This is a genomic window from Arenimonas composti TR7-09 = DSM 18010 (genome assembly GCF_000426365.1).
GTDB lineage: Bacteria > Pseudomonadota > Gammaproteobacteria > Xanthomonadales > Xanthomonadaceae > Arenimonas > Arenimonas composti.
Genome location: NZ_AUFF01000001.1, coordinates 749,221 through 766,524, shown reverse-complemented (window position 1 = coordinate 766,524; position 17,304 = coordinate 749,221). Strand labels below are relative to the sequence as shown.

Genomic DNA, 17,304 nt, shown 5'->3' with positions numbered 1-17,304 from the left:
GCTAGCGTGCCTGCATGAGCGCACCCCTGAACCTGCTGATCCACGGCGCCGGTGGCCGCATGGGCCGCGCCCTGCTGCGGCTCGCGGCGGCCGATCCCGCGCTGCGTGTGGTCGCCGCGGTCACCCGCTCCGGCGAGGCACCGCCGGAAGCCGGCGGGGCGCCCGGCCTGGCCGCCGAGCGCCTGGCGGCGGCGCCGGCCTTCGACGTCGCGGTGGATTTCAGCCAGCCGGCCGGGCTGGCACCGGTGCTGGACCTGTGCCGCGCGCGTGGCGCCGCGGTGGTCAGCGGCACCACCGGCCTCGACGACGCGCAGCGGGCGCTGCTGGACAGCGCGGCCGCCGGGATTCCGGTGCTGTGGGCCGCGAACTTCAGTGCCGGCGTCGCCGTGCTCGAGGCGCTGGTGCGCCAGGCCGCGGCGGCGCTGCCCGACTGGCAGGCCGACATCGTCGAGAGCCATCACGTGCACAAGCGCGATGCGCCCTCGGGCACCGCGCTGGTGCTCGGCGCGGCGGTGCGCGAGGGCCGTGGCAGCGAGCCGCATTACGCCAGCCTGCGCGCCGGCGACATCGTCGGCGAACACCTCGTGCAGCTGACCGGCGCCGGCGAGCGCCTCGAACTCGTGCACCGCGCCACCGACCGCGACATCTTCGCCCGCGGCGCGCTGCTGGCCGCCCGGCGGCTCGCGGGCAGGCCGGCCGGCCGTTACGTGTTCGCCGAGCTGCTGCTCGACAGGAAGTAGTCCGTACGGATTCCCTCCTGCCGTTCCCGTTTCCCTTTTCCGGCCCGGGCGTCTAAAATTCCGGCTCGCCTGAACCCGAACCCGCACGGACCTGGTCACCCTCGTCCGCGGGTCTTCGCACACCGACGAAACCGGGTTCCCCCCACGCCAAGGCGATCGCCAGTGACTCAAACCGCCATTCTCGCGCTCGAAGACGGCACCGTATTCGAGGGCATTTCCGTCGGCGCGGCCGGCAGCAGCGTCGGCGAGGTCGTGTTCAACACCGCGATCACCGGCTACCAGGAAATCCTCACCGATCCCTCGTACGCGCGGCAGATCGTCACGCTGACCTATCCGCACGTCGGCAACACCGGCTGCACGATGCGCGACGACGAGGCCGAACGCGCCTGGGCCGCCGGCCTGATCGTCCGCGACGTGCCGCGCCGGCCGAGCAGCTGGCGCAGCCAGACGCCGCTGCCGGAGTGGCTGTCGGCGCGCGGCATCGTCGCGATCGCCGGCATCGACACCCGCCGCCTGACCCGCCTGCTGCGCGACCGCGGCGCCCAGAACGGCTGCCTGATGGCCGGCGACATCGACGTCGACAAGGCGATCGAGTCGGCGCGCAAGTTCCCGGGCCTGGCCGGCCTCGACCTCGCGAAGGAGGTGACCCTGCGCGAGCGCTACGCCTGGACCGACGGCCGGCTCGACCTCGACCGCGACGAGTTCGTGCGCGTCGAACCGCGTTTCCACGTCGTCGTCTACGACTTCGGCGTCAAGCGCAACATCCTGCGCATGCTCGCCGAGCGCGGCTGCCGCATCACCGTGGTGCCGGCGCAGACGCCGGCCGAACAGGTGCTGGCGGAGAAGCCCGACGGCGTGCTGCTGTCCAACGGCCCGGGCGATCCGGCCGCCTGCGATTACGCGATCGCCGCCACGCGCGCCTTCATCGCCGCGAAGATCCCGACCTTCGGCATCTGCCTGGGCCACCAGATCCTCGGTCTGGCCGCCGGCGGCCGCACCCGCAAGATGAAGTTCGGCCACCACGGCGCCAACCACCCGGTGATCGACCTCGACAGCAAGCGGGTGATGATCACCAGCCAGAACCACGGTTTCGCGGTCGACGAGGATTCGCTGCCGGCGAACGTGCGGGTCACCCACCGGTCGCTGTTCGACGGCTCCAACCAGGGCATCGCGCTGACCGACGCGCCGGCCTTCGGTTTCCAGGGGCACCCGGAAGCCGGTCCGGGCCCGCACGACGTCGCCGGGCTGTTCGACCGCTTCACGACGATGATGCAAGCCGCCGGCAAGCGCGGCGAATGACGATGACGACTGCACGCGGTCCTTCCGGGGAGAAATGAGCATGTTCGCAAGGCTGATGGTCGCGTTCGTCGCGGCGATGTTGTGGGCGGGGATCGCGACGGCGCGCGAAGTGCCGGTCGAGGATTTCTTCAAGGACGCCGAGTTCACCTCGATCACGGTGTCGCCGGACGGCCAGCACATGGCGGTCACGGTGCCGCAGGAAGACCGCACGGTGCTGGCGGTGCTGCGCGTCTCCGACCGCGGCGTGGTGGGCAAGTGGGATTACGGCGCGGACCGCCACTTCCGCGACGTGATCTGGGCGAACGACGAGCGCCTGATCTTCGTGGTCACCTTCAAGACCGGCAAGTTCGACTTCGAGACGGCCAAGGGCGACATGTACGCGTCGAACATCGACGGTACCCGCCGCATCGACATCCCGAACGGCATGTTCTACGACATCATCGACACCACGCCGGACGACCCGCGCACGGTGCTGGTGCAGCGTTCGGTCGAGACCGCGTTCCTGTTCAAGCTCAACGTCTACAACGGCAACGTCACCCCCGTGGTGCAGGCGCCGGTGGAGATGGGCAGCTTCCTGATCGACCACGAGGACCGCGTCCGCTTCGTCTTCGGCGCCAATGCCGACGGCGGCCACGTCGCGTTCCGCCGCGACGGCGAGCGCTGGACCCAGGTGCACTCGAGCGGGCGCAACACCGGTTCGTTCGTTCCGCTCGGTTTCGCCGCCGACAACCGCCACGTCTACGTCTCGCGCAGCCGCGACGGCGAGCCCGCCGGCATCTACCTGGTCGACACCGACGACTGGAGCGAGGAACTGCTCTCGCGCAACGAACGGGTGTCGCCGGGCGGCCTGCTGTGGAGCCACGACGAGACCACGCTGCTCGCGGTGCGCTACCACGACGGCCTGCCGAGCTGGGATTTCGTCGCCCCGGAACATCCGGAGGCGAAGATCTACGCCGGCCTGATCCAGGCGTTCCCGGGCAAGGCGGTGTGGTTCGCGGAGTCCAGCGGCAGCGACGGGCGCTACATCACCCTGCGCACCTATTCCGACACCCAGCCGTCGGAAGCCTTCCTGTTCGACCGCGACACCGGCCGCGCGACCTACCTCGCCAGCGCGATGGACTGGATCAAGCCGGAAGAGATGTCGCCGATGCGGCCGGTCAGCGTCACCACCCGCGACGGCCTGGAGATCCACGGCTACCTGACGATCCCGAAGGACAGCGACGGCCGCAACCTGCCGCTGATCGTCAACCCGCACGGCGGCCCGCACGGTCCGCGCGACTACTGGGGCTTCAACCCGGAAGTGCAGCTGTTCGCCAACCGCGGCTACGCGGTGCTGCAGATGAACTATCGCGGCTCCGGCGGTTACGGCAGCACCTTCGAGGGCGCCGGCTACCGCAAGTGGGGCACCGCGATGCAGGACGACCTGACCGACTCGGTGGCCCAGCTCGTGCGCGAGGGCATCGTCGACGGCAGCCGCGTCTGCATCTACGGCGCCTCGTACGGCGGCTACGCGGCGCTGATGAGCGCCGTGCGCGAGCCCGACCTGTACCGCTGCTCGGTCGGCTACGTCGGCGTCTACGACCTCGAGGCGCAGTACCACTCCGACATCAACGACCACGAATTCGGCCGCAACTACCTGCGCGACGTGCTGCCGCCGACCGACGGCGAGCGCCGCGCGCACTCGCCGGCCTACGGCGTCGCCAACCTGCGCGCCGCGGTGATGCTGGTGCACGGCCGCAAGGACCAGCGGGTGCCGATCCGCAACATGTTCGTACTGATCGATCAGATGAAGAAGGTCGGCAAGGAGCCCGAGGAAGTGATCGTCGAGGACAAGGAGGCGCACGGTTTCCGCGACCTCGAGAACCAGGTCTCGCTGTACAACCGCATGCTGGCGTTCTTCGACCGTCACATCGGCCGCGGCCGCACGCCGCCGGCCGCCGACTGAACCGACGTCCCCGAGGAGGATCGCCATGATCGACCAGAGCCGCCGCCGTCACGCCACCGGATTCGCCGGTCTCGTGGCGGCACTCGCCCTCGTCGCCGGCAATGCGCTCGCGACCGCGCCGGTCCCGGCGGCCGCGGCGGAACCGGCTCCGGCCGTCGCGCCGGCGCCTGCTGCCGCCCCGACGCCCGCACAGTCCACCCGCGTCGCCGTCGGCGACGAGATCCCGTTCGAGGCCCTGGTGAACCACATCGGCGCGACGGTGCGCGTGAGCACCAACATCCATACCGAGCGCGAGGGGGTGATCACCGGCGCCAGCACCATGGCGATCAACCTCGAGGTCGCCGTCGGCACGCGCACGATTTCCCTGGCGATGCCGCGCGAGCGCGTCGTCCGCGTCGTGCTGCTCGCCGACGCCCCCGCCAAGCCCTGAAACCCCGCCGTACCCGCGGCCCGCAGCACCGGACTCCCATGCCCAAGCGCACCGACATCGAATCCATCCTGATCATCGGCGCCGGCCCGATCGTCATCGGCCAGGCCTGCGAGTTCGACTACTCCGGCGCCCAGGCCTGCAAGGCGCTGCGCGACGAGGGTTACCGGGTGATCCTGGTGAACTCCAATCCGGCGACGATCATGACCGACCCGGACATGGCCGACGCCGTGTACATCGAGCCGATCAATCCGGCGACGGTGGAGCGGATCATCGCCAAGGAGAAGCCGGACGCGCTGCTGCCGACGATGGGTGGCCAGACCGCGCTGAACTGCGCACTCGACCTCGCCGACGCCGGCGTGCTCGAGAAATACGGTGTCGAGCTGATCGGCGCCTCGCGCGAGGCGATCCGCATGGCCGAGGACCGCGACCTGTTCCGCATCGCGATGCGCGACATCGGCCTGGAATGCCCGAAGGCCGAGGTCGCGCGCTCGCTCGAGGAAGCGGTGCGTATCCAGGCCACGGTCGGCTATCCGACGATCATCCGCCCGAGCTTCACCCTCGGCGGCAGCGGCGGCGGCATCGCCTGGAACCACGAGGAGTTCGAGGAGATCGTCAAGCGCGGCCTCGAGCTGTCGCCGGTGCACGAGGTGCTGGTCGAGGAATCGGTGCTCGGCTGGAAGGAGTTCGAGATGGAGGTCGTCCGCGACACCGCGGACAACTGCATCATCGTCTGCTCGATCGAGAACCTCGACCCGATGGGCGTGCACACCGGCGACAGCATCACCGTCGCGCCGGCGCAGACGCTCACCGACAAGGAATACCAGCGCCTGCGCGACGCCTCGATCGCGGTGCTGCGCAAGATCGGCGTCGACACCGGCGGCTCGAACGTGCAGTTCGGCATCAACGCCAGCAACGGCCGCGTCGTCGTGATCGAGATGAATCCGCGGGTGTCGCGCTCGTCGGCGCTGGCCTCGAAGGCCACCGGCTTCCCGATCGCCAAGATCGCCGCCAAGCTCGCCGTCGGCTACACCCTCGACGAGCTGCGCAACGACATCACCGGCGGTGCGACGCCGGCCTCGTTCGAGCCGACGATCGACTACGTCGTCACCAAGATCCCGCGCTTCGCGTTCGAGAAGTTCCCGGCCACCGACGCCCGCCTGACCACGCAGATGAAGTCGGTCGGCGAGGTGATGGCGATCGGCCGCACCTTCCAGGAATCGATGCAGAAGGCGCTGCGCGGCCTCGAGACCGGCAAGTCCGGCTTCGATCCGACCGGCGACGCCGGCGCCGGCGAGGAAGGGCTGCTGAAGATCCGCCGCGAACTGAAGGAGCCCGGTCCGGAGCGGCTGTTCCAGGTCGCCGAGGCCTTCCGCGCCGGCATGTCGGTCGACGATGTCTTCCGCCTGAGCTTCATCGACCCGTGGTTCCTCGACCAGATCGAGGAGATCGTCGCCGCCGAGAAGGAGGTGCAGGCCGCCGGCCTCGCCGGTCTCGACGCGCCGCGCCTGCGCGCGCTCAAGCGCATGGGCTTCGCCGACGCCCGCCTGGCCCGTCTGGCCGGCACCGACGAGACGGCGGTGCGCGCGCTGCGCCGCGCCTTCGGCGTGCGCCCGGTCTACAAGCGCGTCGACAGCTGCGCCGCCGAATTCGCGACCACCACCGCCTACCTGTACTCGACCTACGAGGACGAGTGCGAGGCGCTGCCGACCGACCGCAGGAAGATCATGGTGCTCGGCGGCGGCCCGAACCGCATCGGCCAGGGCATCGAGTTCGACTACTGCTGCGTGCACGCGGCGCTCGCCCTGCGCGAGGACGGGTACGAGACCATCATGGTCAACTGCAACCCGGAAACCGTGTCGACCGACTACGACACTTCCGACCGCCTGTACTTCGAGCCGCTGACGCTCGAGGACGTGCTGGAGATCGTCGAGCTCGAGAAGCCGGCCGGGGTGATCGTGCAGTACGGCGGCCAGACGCCGCTGAAGCTGGCGCGCGCGCTCGAGGCCAACGGCGTGCCGATCATCGGCACCAGCCCGGACAGCATCGACCTGGCCGAGGACCGCGAGCGCTTCCAGCAGCTGGTCGAACAGCTCGGCCTGCAGCAGCCGCCGAACCGCACCGCCCGCAACGGCGAGCAGGCGATCGTGCTGGCCAACGAGATCGGCTACCCGCTGGTCGTGCGTCCGAGCTACGTGCTCGGCGGCCGCGCGATGGAAGTCGTGTATTCCGACGCCGACCTGGCGCGCTACATCCGCGAGGCGGTGCAGGTCTCGAACGATTCGCCGGTGCTGCTCGACCGCTTCCTCGACAACGCCGTCGAGGTCGACGTCGACGTGATCGCCGACACCGAAGGCAACGTGCTGATCGGCGGCATCATGGAGCACATCGAGGAGGCCGGCGTGCATTCCGGCGACTCGTCCTGCTCGCTGCCGCCGTACTCGCTGTCGAAGCCGGTGCAGGACCGCCTGCGCCTGCAGGTAGTGCAGCTGGCGCGGGCGCTGAAGGTCGTCGGCCTGATGAACACCCAGTTCGCGATCACCACCGCCGCCGACGGCACGGAAACCGTCTACCTGCTGGAAGTGAACCCGCGCGCCTCGCGCACGGTGCCGTTCGTGTCGAAGGCCATCGGCCGGCCGCTGGCGAAGATCGCCGCGCGTTGCATGGCCGGCCGCACGCTGGCGGAGCAGGGCGCCACGAAGGAGATCGTGCCGGAGTATTTCTCGGTGAAGGAGGCGATCTTCCCGTTCGCCCGCTTCCAGAACGTCGACCCGATCCTCGGCCCGGAGATGCGCTCCACCGGTGAGGTGATGGGCGTCGGCCGCACCTTCCCGGAAGCCTTCGCGCGCGCCGAGGAAGCCGCCAACATCAAGGCCCCGCGCCCCGGCCAGGCCTTCCTGTCGGTGCGTGACCCGGACAAGCAGCGGCTGCTGCCGGTGGCCCGCGACCTGATCGAGCGCGGCTACACCCTGGTCGCCACCGAGGGCACCGCCCGATTCCTGCGCGAGCAGGGCCTGGCCTGCGCCCGGGTCAACAAGGTGATCGAGGGCCGCCCGCACGTGGTGGACCTGATCAAGAACGGCGAAATCTGCTACATCGTCAACACGACCGAGGGCAAGCAGGCGATCGCCGACTCGTTCTCGATCCGGCGCGAGGCGCTGATGCACCGCGTCACCTATTCGACCACCATTCCGGGCGCACGCGCCCTGATCCGCGCGGCCGACCACCGCGACGACCCGCGGGTCTGGTCGCTGCAGGAACTGCACGAGGAAATCCACGGATGAGACCGCCCCTGACGTCCGCCGGCGCCCAGAAGCTGCGCGAGGAGCTGGAGCACCTGAAGTCGGTCAAGCGGCCGGCGGTGATCGCCGCGATCGCCGAGGCACGCGCCCACGGCGACCTGAAGGAGAACGCCGAGTACCACGCCGCCCGTGAACAGCAGGGCTTCATCGAGGGCCGCATCCAGGAACTCGAGTACGTGCTCTCGCATGCCCAGATCATCGACGTGTCCACGCTCAACGCCGGCGACAAGGTCGTGTTCGGCGCCGAGGTCGTGCTCGCCGACTGCGAGAGCGGCAACGAGGTGACCTACCGGATCGTCGGTGACCTCGAGGCCGACATCAAACTGGGCCTGATCTCGATCTCGTCGCCGGTGGCGCGCGCGCTGATCGGCAAGCACGAGGGCGACACGATCACGATCCGCGCCCCGGCCGGGGACCGCGAGTTCGACATCGTCGCCGTCCGCTACGGCACCTGAGCCGCGCATGGCGGACACCGCCGCCACCGTCCTGCTGCTGCCCGAGCGCCGCCGCTTCGCCGGCCAGGCGATCGCCGCCGACATCGGCCGCCTGCTCGCCGACGGCGAGCACCCCGGCGACGGCGACCCGGGCGAGGCGGCGCAACTGCAACGCTGGTTCGACCTGCTGCCGCGCGGCCTGCCGGTCGCGGCGCTGACCCGCGCCGGCGACGCCGACGACGCCCACCTGCATGCCTGGCTGCGCGCCGACCCCTGCTGGGTCCGCGCCGAGATGACCGGGGCGCGGGTGATGGCGATCGGCGAACTCGGCCTCAGCGTCGCCGAGGCGAACGAACTGGTCGCCGCGCTGCGGGTCGTGTTCGGCGATGCCGGCATGCCGATCTCGGCGCCGGCGCCGTCGCGCTGGTATCTCGCGCTGACGCGTGACGCGAAGCTGCCGGTGTTCGCCGGTGCCGACGAGGTACTGGGCGCCGACCTGTCGGCGATGCTGCCGGAAGGACCGGAGGGCCGGCGCTGGCGCACTCTGCTCAGCGAGGCGCAGGTGATCCTGCACAACCATCCGGTCAATGCCGCCCGCGTCGCCGCCGGCAAGCCACCGGCCAACAGCGTCTGCTTCCACGGCGCCGGCCGCCTGCCGGACCACGTGCGCACCACGCTCGCCGGCGTCGAGAGCGACGACGCCCTGCTGCGCGCGCTGATGCGGCTGGCCCGGCCCTTCGATGCCGCCAGCCCGCCGCCGCGTGCGGGCGGGCTCGCCGCGGTCGTGGGTGGCCGCCTGGTCGACCTGCGTGGCGAGCGCGACTGGGGCGCGGTGGAATCGCGCATCCGCGCCGCCCGCGCCGGCACGCCGTCCGCGGCGGTCGAACTCGACTTCGCCGACGGTTGCCGCCGGCGGCTGCTGAAACTGCGCCGCTGGGCATTCTGGCGCCGCCCCGCGACCGCGCTGGCATGAGCCGCACACCACGCATCGTCCGCCGGCCGGTGCCGGCGCACGGGCCGTGGCCGGAAACCATGCCCTTGCTGCTGCAGCGGATCTACGCCGCCCGCGGCGTGCTCTGCGCCGCCGACGGCGAACTGAAGCTGGCGCGCCTGCTGCCGCCGCAGGCACTGGCCGGCATCGACCACGCCGCCGGCCTGCTGGCCGATGCGATCGCCGCCGGCCACCGCATCGTCGTCGTCGGCGACTTCGACTGCGACGGCGCCACCGGCACCGCGGTGGCGGTACGGGGCCTGCGCCTGCTCGGTGCCGCCGACGTCGCCTTCCGCGTGCCGAACCGCGCGACCCACGGCTACGGCCTCAGCCCCGCGCTGGTCGACGAGCTCGCCGCGCTGCAGCCGCAGCTCCTGCTCACCGTAGACAGCGGCATCGCCTGCCACGCCGGCATCGCCGCGGCGAAGGCGCGTGGCTGGACGGTGATCGTCAGCGACCATCACCTGCCGGGTCCGACGCTGCCGGCGGCCGACGCGATCGTGAACCCGAACGCCCCCGGCGACGGTTTCCCGAGCAAGGCCCTGGCCGGCGTCGGTGTCGTGTTCTACCTGTTGCTGGCGCTGCGCCGGCTGCTGCGCGAGCGCGGCGCCTTCGCCACCGCCGAACCCGAGCTCGGAACGCTGCTGGACCTGGTCGCGGTCGGCACCGTCGCCGACCTCGTGCCGCTGGACTTCAACAACCGCCTGCTGGTCGCCGCGGGCCTGCGCCGCCTGCGCGAGGGGCGTGGCCAGCCTGGTCTGGTCGCGCTCGCCGAGGTCGCGGGGCGCGACCTGGCGACGCTGTCGGCCAGCGACATCGGCTTCGCGCTGGCGCCACGGCTGAACGCCGCCGGCCGGCTCGAGGACATGGCGCTCGGCATCGAGCTGCTGCTGTGCGACGCGCCGGCGCGGGCGAGGGCGATCGCCGAACGCCTGGATGCGATCAACCGCGAACGCCGCGACCTGCAGCAGCGCATGGTCGACGAGGCCGAGGCGATGCTGGCGCGGCTGGCCCCGGCCGCCGACGCGACGCCGCCGGCGCTGTGCGTGCACGAGCCGGACTGGCATGCCGGCATCGTCGGCCTGGTCGCGTCGCGGCTGAAGGAGCGGCTGAACCGGCCGGTGTTCGCGTTCGCGCCGGCCGAACCCGGCAGCGCGCTGCTGAAGGGCTCCGGCCGCTCGATCGCCGGCCTGCACCTGCGCGATGCGCTGGCGGCGGTCGATGCGCGCACGCCGGGGCTGATCGAACGCTTCGGCGGCCACGCGATGGCGGCCGGGCTGAGCCTGGACGCCGCGCGCCTGCCGGAGTTCACCGCCGCGCTGCAGGCCCAGGTCGCGGCGATGCTCGCGCCGGAACTGCTGCACGACGAACTGCCCAGCGACGGCGAGCTGGCGCCGCACGAGTTCGAACGCGCGCTGGTCGATGCGCTGCGTCTCGCCGGGCCGTGGGGGCAGGGCTTCCCGGAGCCGCAGTTCGACGGCGAGTTCGAGGTGGTGACGTGGCGCGTCGTCGGCGAGCGCCACCTGAAGCTGGCGTTGCGCGTGCCGGGTCGCGAGCGGCCGCTGTCGGCGATCCATTTCTCCGGCTGGCGCGGCGAAGCGCCGCCGCGCCGCGTGCATGCGCTGTACCAGCTCGACGCCGACGACTGGCAGGACCGTCGCGACGTGCAGCTGCTGCTGCGCCACTGGCAGCCGGCCTGAGGCGGAGCCGGAATCCCGGCTTGTCAGGTTTCGCGCCGCCGGCCATGCTGGATCGGCTATCCACCCCTGGGGAAACCGCAATGACCATCCTTCATCGTCGCGCCCTGGCGACGAGCATCGCCGCGTTGCTCGCCGCCAGCCTTCCGCTGACCGCCACCGCCCAGAACCGCGGCGGCGAACGCAAGCTCGACCTCGGCAGCCCGGCCGCCGGCGAGATCACCTCCGCCGACCACCTGAACCTCAACGACGGCAGCCGCAGCGCCGCGTGGACCGTGTCGCTGAACGCCGGCCAGGCGATCGCGGTCGAGGCCAGCGCCGGCTTCTGCGGCCGCCTTAGCCTGTTCGCCGACGAGGGCGGCCGGCTGGCGATCCGCCGTCCGCAGGAGAATTCGTCCTGCCGCGAGGAAGACGGCCGCCAGGTCGTCGCCCGCTCCCTGGTCGCGCCGCGCGCCGGCCGTTACACGATCGTGTTCAGCGGCCGCGGCAGCAGCGACTACGGTCCGTACACGCTGGCCGCGCGCGCGGTGACGGCGAATACCGGGCCGCTGGCCGCCGGCGACGACCGCGAGGGCCTGCTCGGCAGCGACAGCCAGACCCTGCGCCTGAAGGTCGTCGAGGCGGGCCGCTACCGGATCGACCTGATGTCCGGCGAGTTCGACCCGGTGCTGCGCCTGCGCGGCAACGGCGTGGCGCTCGAGGACGACGACGGCGGCGACGGCACCGACGCGCGCATCAATGCGTGGCTGCAGCCGGGCGAGTACACCCTCGAGGTGGCGCGCATCGGCGACAGCGACGGCCTGTACCGCCTGCGCGCGACCCACATGCCGGTGAACCTGCCGGCCGGCGTCGAACTGCAGAACAGCGGGGATATCGCCGCCGGCAACCTGGTCGGCTTGCTGCAGGCCGGCCCGGCCGAGTACCGGCTGCGGATCGCCAACCGTTCGCAGGTGTCCTTCGACCTGCAGAGCGACGAGTTCGACCCGCGCATCGACGTCAACGGCCCGGGCACCCTGCTCGGCGACGACGACAGCGGCGAGGGCGTGCAGGCGAAGCTGGTCATCGCCCTCGATCCGGGCGACTACACCGTGCGCATTGCCGATGCGGTCGGCGGCGCCGGCGGGGTGTTCCGCCTGCGGACCGCGATCGCCCCCGCGGCGCCGGCGCAGGCGCTGACGGTCGGCAGCCCGCGCAATGCCCGCCTGGCGTCCGGCGAACTCGCGCGCTACCCGCTGACCGTGAGCCGCGCCGGCCGCTACGTGATCCGCATGGAGTCGAACGAGTTCGACAGCGTCGTCCACCTGCTGCGCGACGGCGAGCACGTCCAGTCGGACGACGACAGTGGTGGCGGCAACAACGCCCGCCTGGAAGTGGACCTGCAGCCGGGTCGCTACGAAGTGGTCGCCGCCGGTTTCGACGGCGGCAGCGGCGCCTACCAGCTGATCCTCGAGAACTGAGGTCGGCGGTCGACCGGCGCCGGGCTCAGTCCGGCGCCGGCGGCCAGGTCACCGGTTGGCGACTCGCCAGCACGGTGATGTCGCCGGCGGCCGCACTGGCCGCCGGATCCGCGAGCACGGCGGCCAGCTCGGCCTCGTGCCCCGCCTTGCCCCACAGCCCGATCCAGATGTCGCGGCCGCTGTGCTTGGCCGCGTACAGCGCACGGTCGGCGAGCTTGATCGCTTCCGGCCAGCCGCCCGGGTGGGTGGCGTCGGCGAGGAAGGGCAGGCAGGCGAAACCGATCGATACCGTCACCGGCCGGCCGTCGGCGGCACCGGCGGCGGCATCGCGTGCCGCCAGGCGCAGGCGTTCGGCGACGATGCCGGCGCGGTCGGCATCGAGGCCACGGCAGCCCACCAGGAACTCCTCGCCACCCCAGCGGGCGACGATGTCGTCCGGACGGCAGGCGGCGCGCAGCTTGCGGGCGATCTCGCGCAGGATGCGGTCGCCGGCGGCGTGGCCGTGGCGATCGTTGTGTTCCTTGAAGTTGTCGACGTCGACCAGGTAGACGACGCTGCAGCGGCCGTCGGCCGGGGTCGAGAATTCCGGCCGGCGCAGGTGCGATTCCGCGGCGCGGCGGTTCAGCAGCCCGGTCAGCGGATCGACCGTGCTCAGCACCTTCAGCCGCGCATTCACCCGCCGCTGGTAGAACAGGAAGGCGCCGGCCAGCAGCGCGAGGATCAGCAGCGCGACGAGGGCGCCGTTGCGCAGCCGCTGGTCCTGGGTGCGTTCCAGGCGTTCGATGCGCTGCGCTTCCTGGATGCGCTCGAGCTCGCGGGCGTCGCGGGCGTCCTGCAGTCGCGCCTGCAGGCCGGCGAGGCCGTCGAGGTTCAGCGCCCGCAGGCGCTCGACTTCCAGGGTGCGCAGCGCCTCGGCGCCTTCCCAGGCCTGGCGCCAGCGACCGAGCGCGGCGAGGGCCGCCACCTCGGCCTGCAGGGTGTCGCGCTGTTCGGCGCGGAAATTGCCTTCGGCCGCGGCGGCGCGCGCGGTGCCGGCGTGGCGCAGCGCCGCCTCGGCGTCGCCGCGCGCGAGGGCCAGCTCGGACAGGCGTTGCCAGGTGATCGCCGCGCCGGAAATGTCGTGGATCTCGTCGCGCTGCCGGCGGGCGATCGCTTCGAGCGCCTCCGGCGCGGCGCCGGGGCGGCCTTCGCCGATATCCAGTGCCAGCAGTTCCGCGCGGGCCCGTTCGCGCACCAGCGCGAACTCGATCGATTCGGCGTGCGCCAGGGCGCCGGTGAACGCGGCACGCGCCGCCTCGATCTGCTGCAGGTGCAGGAAGTTCTGGCCGCGGTTGTAGGCCAGTACCGCGCGCTGGTCGGGATTGCCGGCGTCGAAGGCCGCCGCGCGCGCGTAGAAGTCCTCGGCGATCGCGTAGGCGCCCAGTTCCTCGCTGTGGATGCTGGCGACGTTGACCAGGGCGCTGACCTGGGCGATCTCGGCCTCGTCACGACGGGCGACCTCGAGCGTGCGCAGGTAGAAGTCCAGCGCCTCGTGCACCCGGCCGGCGTGGTGCAGGCTCGCGCCGGCGTTCGACAGCGCCCGCAGCGCGAACTCCGGTGGCATCGGATGCGCGGCGAGCAGGGTGTCGATGCGGACGGCGCTGTCGGCGGCACGGTCGCCGTCGCCGACGATCGCGGCGGCGCGGCCGCGGCAGGCGTGCAGCTTGATCTCGAATGCGGCGCGCGCCTGGGCGTCACCTGGCGCCGGTGGCCGCGTCGCCAGCGTCGACAGCGCGTCCTCGGCGAAGCGCATCGCCGCGGCGGGGTCGTTCGCCCGCATTTCCAGACAGCGCGAGGCGACCGCCTCGTCGGCATCGGCGAGCAGGGGAGCGGTGGGGGGAGGGGGGGTGGCGAGAGCGGGGGTGCAGACCAGGATCGCCAGCAGGAACAGGTGCTGCGGGCGCGTTAGCCGACGGATCATCGGTGGGCGGAGCTCCTCCGTGGTTCTGCACCGAGTGTAACCGCGGCGCGCGCCCGTAACCGTGAAGCACGCCGCCGCCGCGACGCGACTGGTATCATCCGCGCCCCGAACAGCACAGCCGCGGAAACCATGGAACTCAATCCCGTCCGCCAGCGAATCGCCGACCTCCGGGGACGGTTGGATTCGCTCAGGGGGTATCTTTGACTTCGACCAGAAGGTCGAACGTCTCGAGGAAGTGAACCGGGAGCTGGAAAGCCCCGATGTCTGGAACGATGCCGAACGCGCCCAGGGCCTGGGTCGCGAACGCGCGTCCCTGGAAAAGGTCGTGCTGGGCATCCGCAGCCTGACCGACAGCCTGATCGGCGCCGGCGAGCTGCTCGACCTCGCCGAGATGGAGGACGACCAGGACACCGCCGATGCGGTCGTCGGGGACGTCGAGAAGGCTGCCCGCGAGGTGGAGCAGCTGGAGTTCCGCCGGATGTTCTCCGGCAAGATGGACGCCGCCAATGCCTTCGTCGACATCCAGGCCGGCGCCGGCGGCACCGAGGCCCAGGACTGGGCCGAGATGCTGTTGCGCATGTACCTGCGCTGGTGCGAGGACCGCGGCTGGAAGACCGAGCTGATGGAGGTCAGCGGCGGCGATGTCGCCGGCATCAAGTCGGCGACCTTCCGGGTCGAGGGCGAATACGCCTACGGCTGGCTGAAGACCGAGACCGGCGTGCACCGGCTGGTGCGCAAGTCCCCGTTCGACTCCGACAACCGCCGGCACACCAGCTTCACCTCGGTGTTCGTGTCGCCCGAGGTCGACGACAAGATCGACATCGAGATCAATCCGGCCGACCTGAAGACCGACGTCTACCGCTCGTCCGGTGCCGGTGGCCAGCACGTCAACAAGACCGAGTCGGCGGTGCGCATCACGCACGTGCCCAGCGGCGTCGTCGTCGCCTGCCAGACCGAACGCAGCCAGCACGCCAACCGCGACCGCGCGATGAAGATGCTGGCCGCGCGCCTGTACGAGATCGAGATGCAGAAGCGCAATGCCGAGCGCGACGCGGTGGAAGCCACCAAGTCCGACATCGGCTGGGGCAGCCAGATCCGCAATTACGTGCTCGACCAGAGCCGCATCAAGGACCTGCGCACCGGCATCGAACGCAGCGATACCCAGAAGGTGCTCGACGGCGACCTCGACGAGTTCATCGAGGCCAGCCTGAAGGCAGGGCTGGAAGTCGGCGCCAAACGCGCCGACGCCTGACCCCGGCCCCTGCCTGCCCCTGCCCGCCCTGTAGGAGCGGCTTCAGCCGCGATGCCCTCCTACTCATCCGCAAAGCGGTCGCGCCTGAAGGCGCTCCTACGGAAAGCTGAAGAGCCATGACCGAGCACAGCCCGTCCCCCGACGAAAACAGCCTCATCGCCGAACGCCGCGCCAAGCTGACGGCGCTGCGCGGGCAGGGCGTCGCGTTCCCGAACGATTTCGCGCGCGCCGACTACGCCGGCGACCTGCAGTCCGAGTTCGCAGACGCCGAGGCCTGGCCGGCGGAGAAGCTCGAGGCGCTCGAGCGCCGGGTCGCCGTCGCCGGCCGCCTGCTGGCGAAGCGGGTGATGGGCAAGGCCAGTTTCGCCCAGCTGCAGGACATGAGCGGGCGCATCCAGCTGTTCCTGAAGGTCGACGCGCTCGGCGAGGCCTACGAGGCCTTCAAGGGCTGGGACATCGGCGACATCGTCGCGGTCGAGGGCGGGCTGACGCGCACGAGGACCGGTGAGCTGTCGGTGCGCGCCGAGTCGCTGCGCCTGCTGACCAAGTCGCTGCGGCCGCTGCCGGACAAGTTCCACGGCCTCGCCGACGTCGAACAGCGCTACCGCATGCGCTACGTCGACCTGATCGTGAATCCCGAGGCGCGCGAGGTGTTCGTGATGCGTTCGCGGATCGTCCGCGAGATGCGCGCGTGGCTCGACGCGCGGCGCTTCCTCGAGGTCGAGACGCCGATGATGCATTACATCCCCGGCGGCGCCACCGCGCGCCCGTTCGTGACCCACCACAACGCACTCGATCTCGACCTGTATCTGCGCGTGGCGCCGGAGCTCTACCTGAAGCGGCTCGTCGTCGGCGGCCTCGAGCGCGTCTACGAGATCAACCGCAACTTCCGCAACGAGGGCGTATCGACCCGGCACAACCCCGAGTTCACGATGCTCGAGCTGTACGAGGCCTACGCGACCTACGACGGGATCATGGATCTCACCGAAGGCATGATCCGCGACGTCGCCGTGGCGGTGCGCGGCACCGCGGCGCTGCAGTGGGAAGACATGGCGATCGACCTCGGCCCGGCCTTCCGCCGCTGGACGATGAGCGACGCGGTGCTCGAGCTCAACCCGGGGATCCGCCGCGAAGAACTGCGCGACCTCGAGGCGATGCGCGGCCACTGCCGCCGCCTCGGCGTCCGTTACAAGGACGGCTACGGCTGGGGCAAGCTGCTGCTGGAGATCTTCGAGAAGACGGTCGAACACACGCTGGTGCAGCCGACCTTCATCACCGAGCACCCGACCGAGGTCAGCCCGCTGGCGCGCGCCCGCGACACCGACCCGGAGGTCACCGACCGCTTCGAACTGTTCGTCGGCGGCCGCGAACTCGCCAACGGCTTCTCCGAACTCAACGACCCCGAGGACCAGAAGGCGCGCTTCCTCGCCCAGGTCGCGGCGAAGGAGGGCGGCGACGACGAGGCGATGCACTTCGATGCCGACTACATCCGCGCGCTGGAATACGGCATGGCCCCGACCGGCGGCCTCGGCATCGGCATCGACCGGCTGGTGATGCTGGTCACCGACAGTGCCTCGATCCGCGACGTCCTGCTGTTCCCCTACATGCGGCCGGAAGTCTGAGCGATTCGCTCAGACTTCCCCCACGATTCGTGCGGTGAAGCTGCACGAATCGCGGGCCCCGGCTCATTACTCCCGATCCCCCGCGCCTTCGGCGCGCCCCCTTACCAAGGGGGGCTGTGTTGTTCCGCATTCGCGGAACAACCCCACGATTCCGCCTGCGGCGAAATCGCGGGCCCCG

At 71.2% G+C, this 17,304-nt stretch carries 12 protein-coding genes; 11 read left to right on the top strand and 1 reads right to left on the bottom strand.

Features of this window, described 5'->3' with window-relative positions; all coding sequences use genetic code 11:
* The first annotated feature begins 14 nt into the window (after positions 1–14).
* The 9 genes from dapB to K311_RS0103425 all read left to right on the top strand — a co-directional run bounded on the left by dapB (position 15) and on the right by K311_RS0103425 (position 12,292).
* On the top strand, positions 15–740 hold the full coding sequence (gene dapB, locus K311_RS0103465; protein WP_043796894.1) for a 4-hydroxy-tetrahydrodipicolinate reductase: 726 nt from the start codon (positions 15–17) through the stop codon (positions 738–740).
* Between the two features lie 162 nt (positions 741–902).
* On the top strand, positions 903–2,039 hold the full coding sequence (gene carA / locus K311_RS0103460) for a glutamine-hydrolyzing carbamoyl-phosphate synthase small subunit (protein ID WP_026816158.1): 1,137 nt from the start codon (positions 903–905) through the stop codon (positions 2,037–2,039).
* Between the two features lie 40 nt (positions 2,040–2,079).
* Positions 2,080–3,984: a S9 family peptidase gene (locus K311_RS17425; RefSeq protein ID WP_161627291.1), complete on the top strand. Its 1,905-nt coding sequence runs from the start codon at positions 2,080–2,082 to the stop codon at positions 3,982–3,984.
* 25 nt (positions 3,985–4,009) lie between these two features.
* A complete protein-coding gene (locus K311_RS18680) occupies positions 4,010–4,414 on the top strand; it encodes a hypothetical protein (RefSeq protein ID WP_026816157.1) in 405 nt (134 codons plus the stop codon).
* A 38-nt stretch (positions 4,415–4,452) separates the two neighbouring features.
* Positions 4,453–7,695, top strand: a complete 3,243-nt coding sequence (gene carB / locus K311_RS0103445; RefSeq protein ID WP_026816156.1) for a carbamoyl-phosphate synthase large subunit — start codon at positions 4,453–4,455, stop codon at positions 7,693–7,695.
* Positions 7,692–8,168 carry a transcription elongation factor GreA gene (gene greA / locus K311_RS0103440; RefSeq protein WP_043796886.1) on the top strand — a complete coding sequence of 159 codons (477 nt, stop codon included), beginning with the start codon at positions 7,692–7,694 and terminating at the stop codon, positions 8,166–8,168. Before carB ends, greA begins: the two co-directional genes overlap by 4 nt.
* Before the next feature lie 7 nt (positions 8,169–8,175).
* The gene (locus K311_RS0103435) at positions 8,176–9,120 is read left to right on the top strand and encodes a hypothetical protein (protein ID WP_026816154.1); all 945 of its coding nucleotides are present in this window, start codon (positions 8,176–8,178) and stop codon (positions 9,118–9,120) included.
* Positions 9,117–10,838, top strand: a complete 1,722-nt coding sequence (gene recJ, locus K311_RS0103430) for a single-stranded-DNA-specific exonuclease RecJ (RefSeq protein ID WP_026816153.1) — start codon at positions 9,117–9,119, stop codon at positions 10,836–10,838. Before K311_RS0103435 ends, recJ begins: the two co-directional genes overlap by 4 nt.
* A gap of 80 nt (positions 10,839–10,918) precedes the next feature.
* A complete protein-coding gene (locus tag K311_RS0103425) occupies positions 10,919–12,292 on the top strand; it encodes a hypothetical protein (protein WP_026816152.1) in 1,374 nt (457 codons plus the stop codon).
* A gap of 25 nt (positions 12,293–12,317) precedes the next feature.
* On the opposite strand, the gene K311_RS0103420 is transcribed toward K311_RS0103425, so the two are convergent.
* Entirely contained in the window at positions 12,318–14,252 is a 1,935-nt protein-coding gene (locus K311_RS0103420) for a GGDEF domain-containing protein (protein WP_154659432.1), read from the bottom strand.
* Between the two features lie 129 nt (positions 14,253–14,381).
* Between K311_RS0103420 and prfB the strand changes: the two genes are divergently transcribed.
* Positions 14,382–15,504, top strand: a protein-coding gene (gene prfB / locus K311_RS0103415) for a peptide chain release factor 2 (protein ID WP_154659431.1) whose coding sequence is annotated in 2 segments (ribosomal slippage) — positions 14,382–14,453 and positions 14,455–15,504 — 1,122 coding nt in all. Because the reading frame shifts where the segments join, the coding sequence is not laid out codon by codon here.
* A gap of 116 nt (positions 15,505–15,620) precedes the next feature.
* Complete coding sequence (gene lysS, locus K311_RS0103410; protein ID WP_026816149.1) at positions 15,621–17,126, top strand: lysine--tRNA ligase; 1,506 nt, start codon at positions 15,621–15,623, stop codon at positions 17,124–17,126.
* The last annotated feature ends 178 nt before the right edge of the window (positions 17,127–17,304 follow it).

Coding starts and splice junctions, on each gene's coding strand:
- K311_RS18680 (WP_026816157.1), top strand. CDS start 4,010: ATGATCGACCAGAGCCGCCGCCGTCACGCCACCGGATTCGCCGGTCTC.
- carB (WP_026816156.1), top strand. CDS start 4,453: ATGCCCAAGCGCACCGACATCGAATCCATCCTGATCATCGGCGCCGGC.
- K311_RS0103425 (WP_026816152.1), top strand. CDS start 10,919: ATGACCATCCTTCATCGTCGCGCCCTGGCGACGAGCATCGCCGCGTTG.
- recJ (WP_026816153.1), top strand. CDS start 9,117: ATGAGCCGCACACCACGCATCGTCCGCCGGCCGGTGCCGGCGCACGGG.
- K311_RS17425 (WP_161627291.1), top strand. CDS start 2,080: ATGTTCGCAAGGCTGATGGTCGCGTTCGTCGCGGCGATGTTGTGGGCG.
- lysS (WP_026816149.1), top strand. CDS start 15,621: ATGACCGAGCACAGCCCGTCCCCCGACGAAAACAGCCTCATCGCCGAA.
- greA (WP_043796886.1), top strand. CDS start 7,692: ATGAGACCGCCCCTGACGTCCGCCGGCGCCCAGAAGCTGCGCGAGGAG.
- K311_RS0103420 (WP_154659432.1), bottom strand. CDS start 14,252: ATGATCCGTCGGCTAACGCGCCCGCAGCACCTGTTCCTGCTGGCGATC.
- dapB (WP_043796894.1), top strand. CDS start 15: ATGAGCGCACCCCTGAACCTGCTGATCCACGGCGCCGGTGGCCGCATG.
- K311_RS0103435 (WP_026816154.1), top strand. CDS start 8,176: ATGGCGGACACCGCCGCCACCGTCCTGCTGCTGCCCGAGCGCCGCCGC.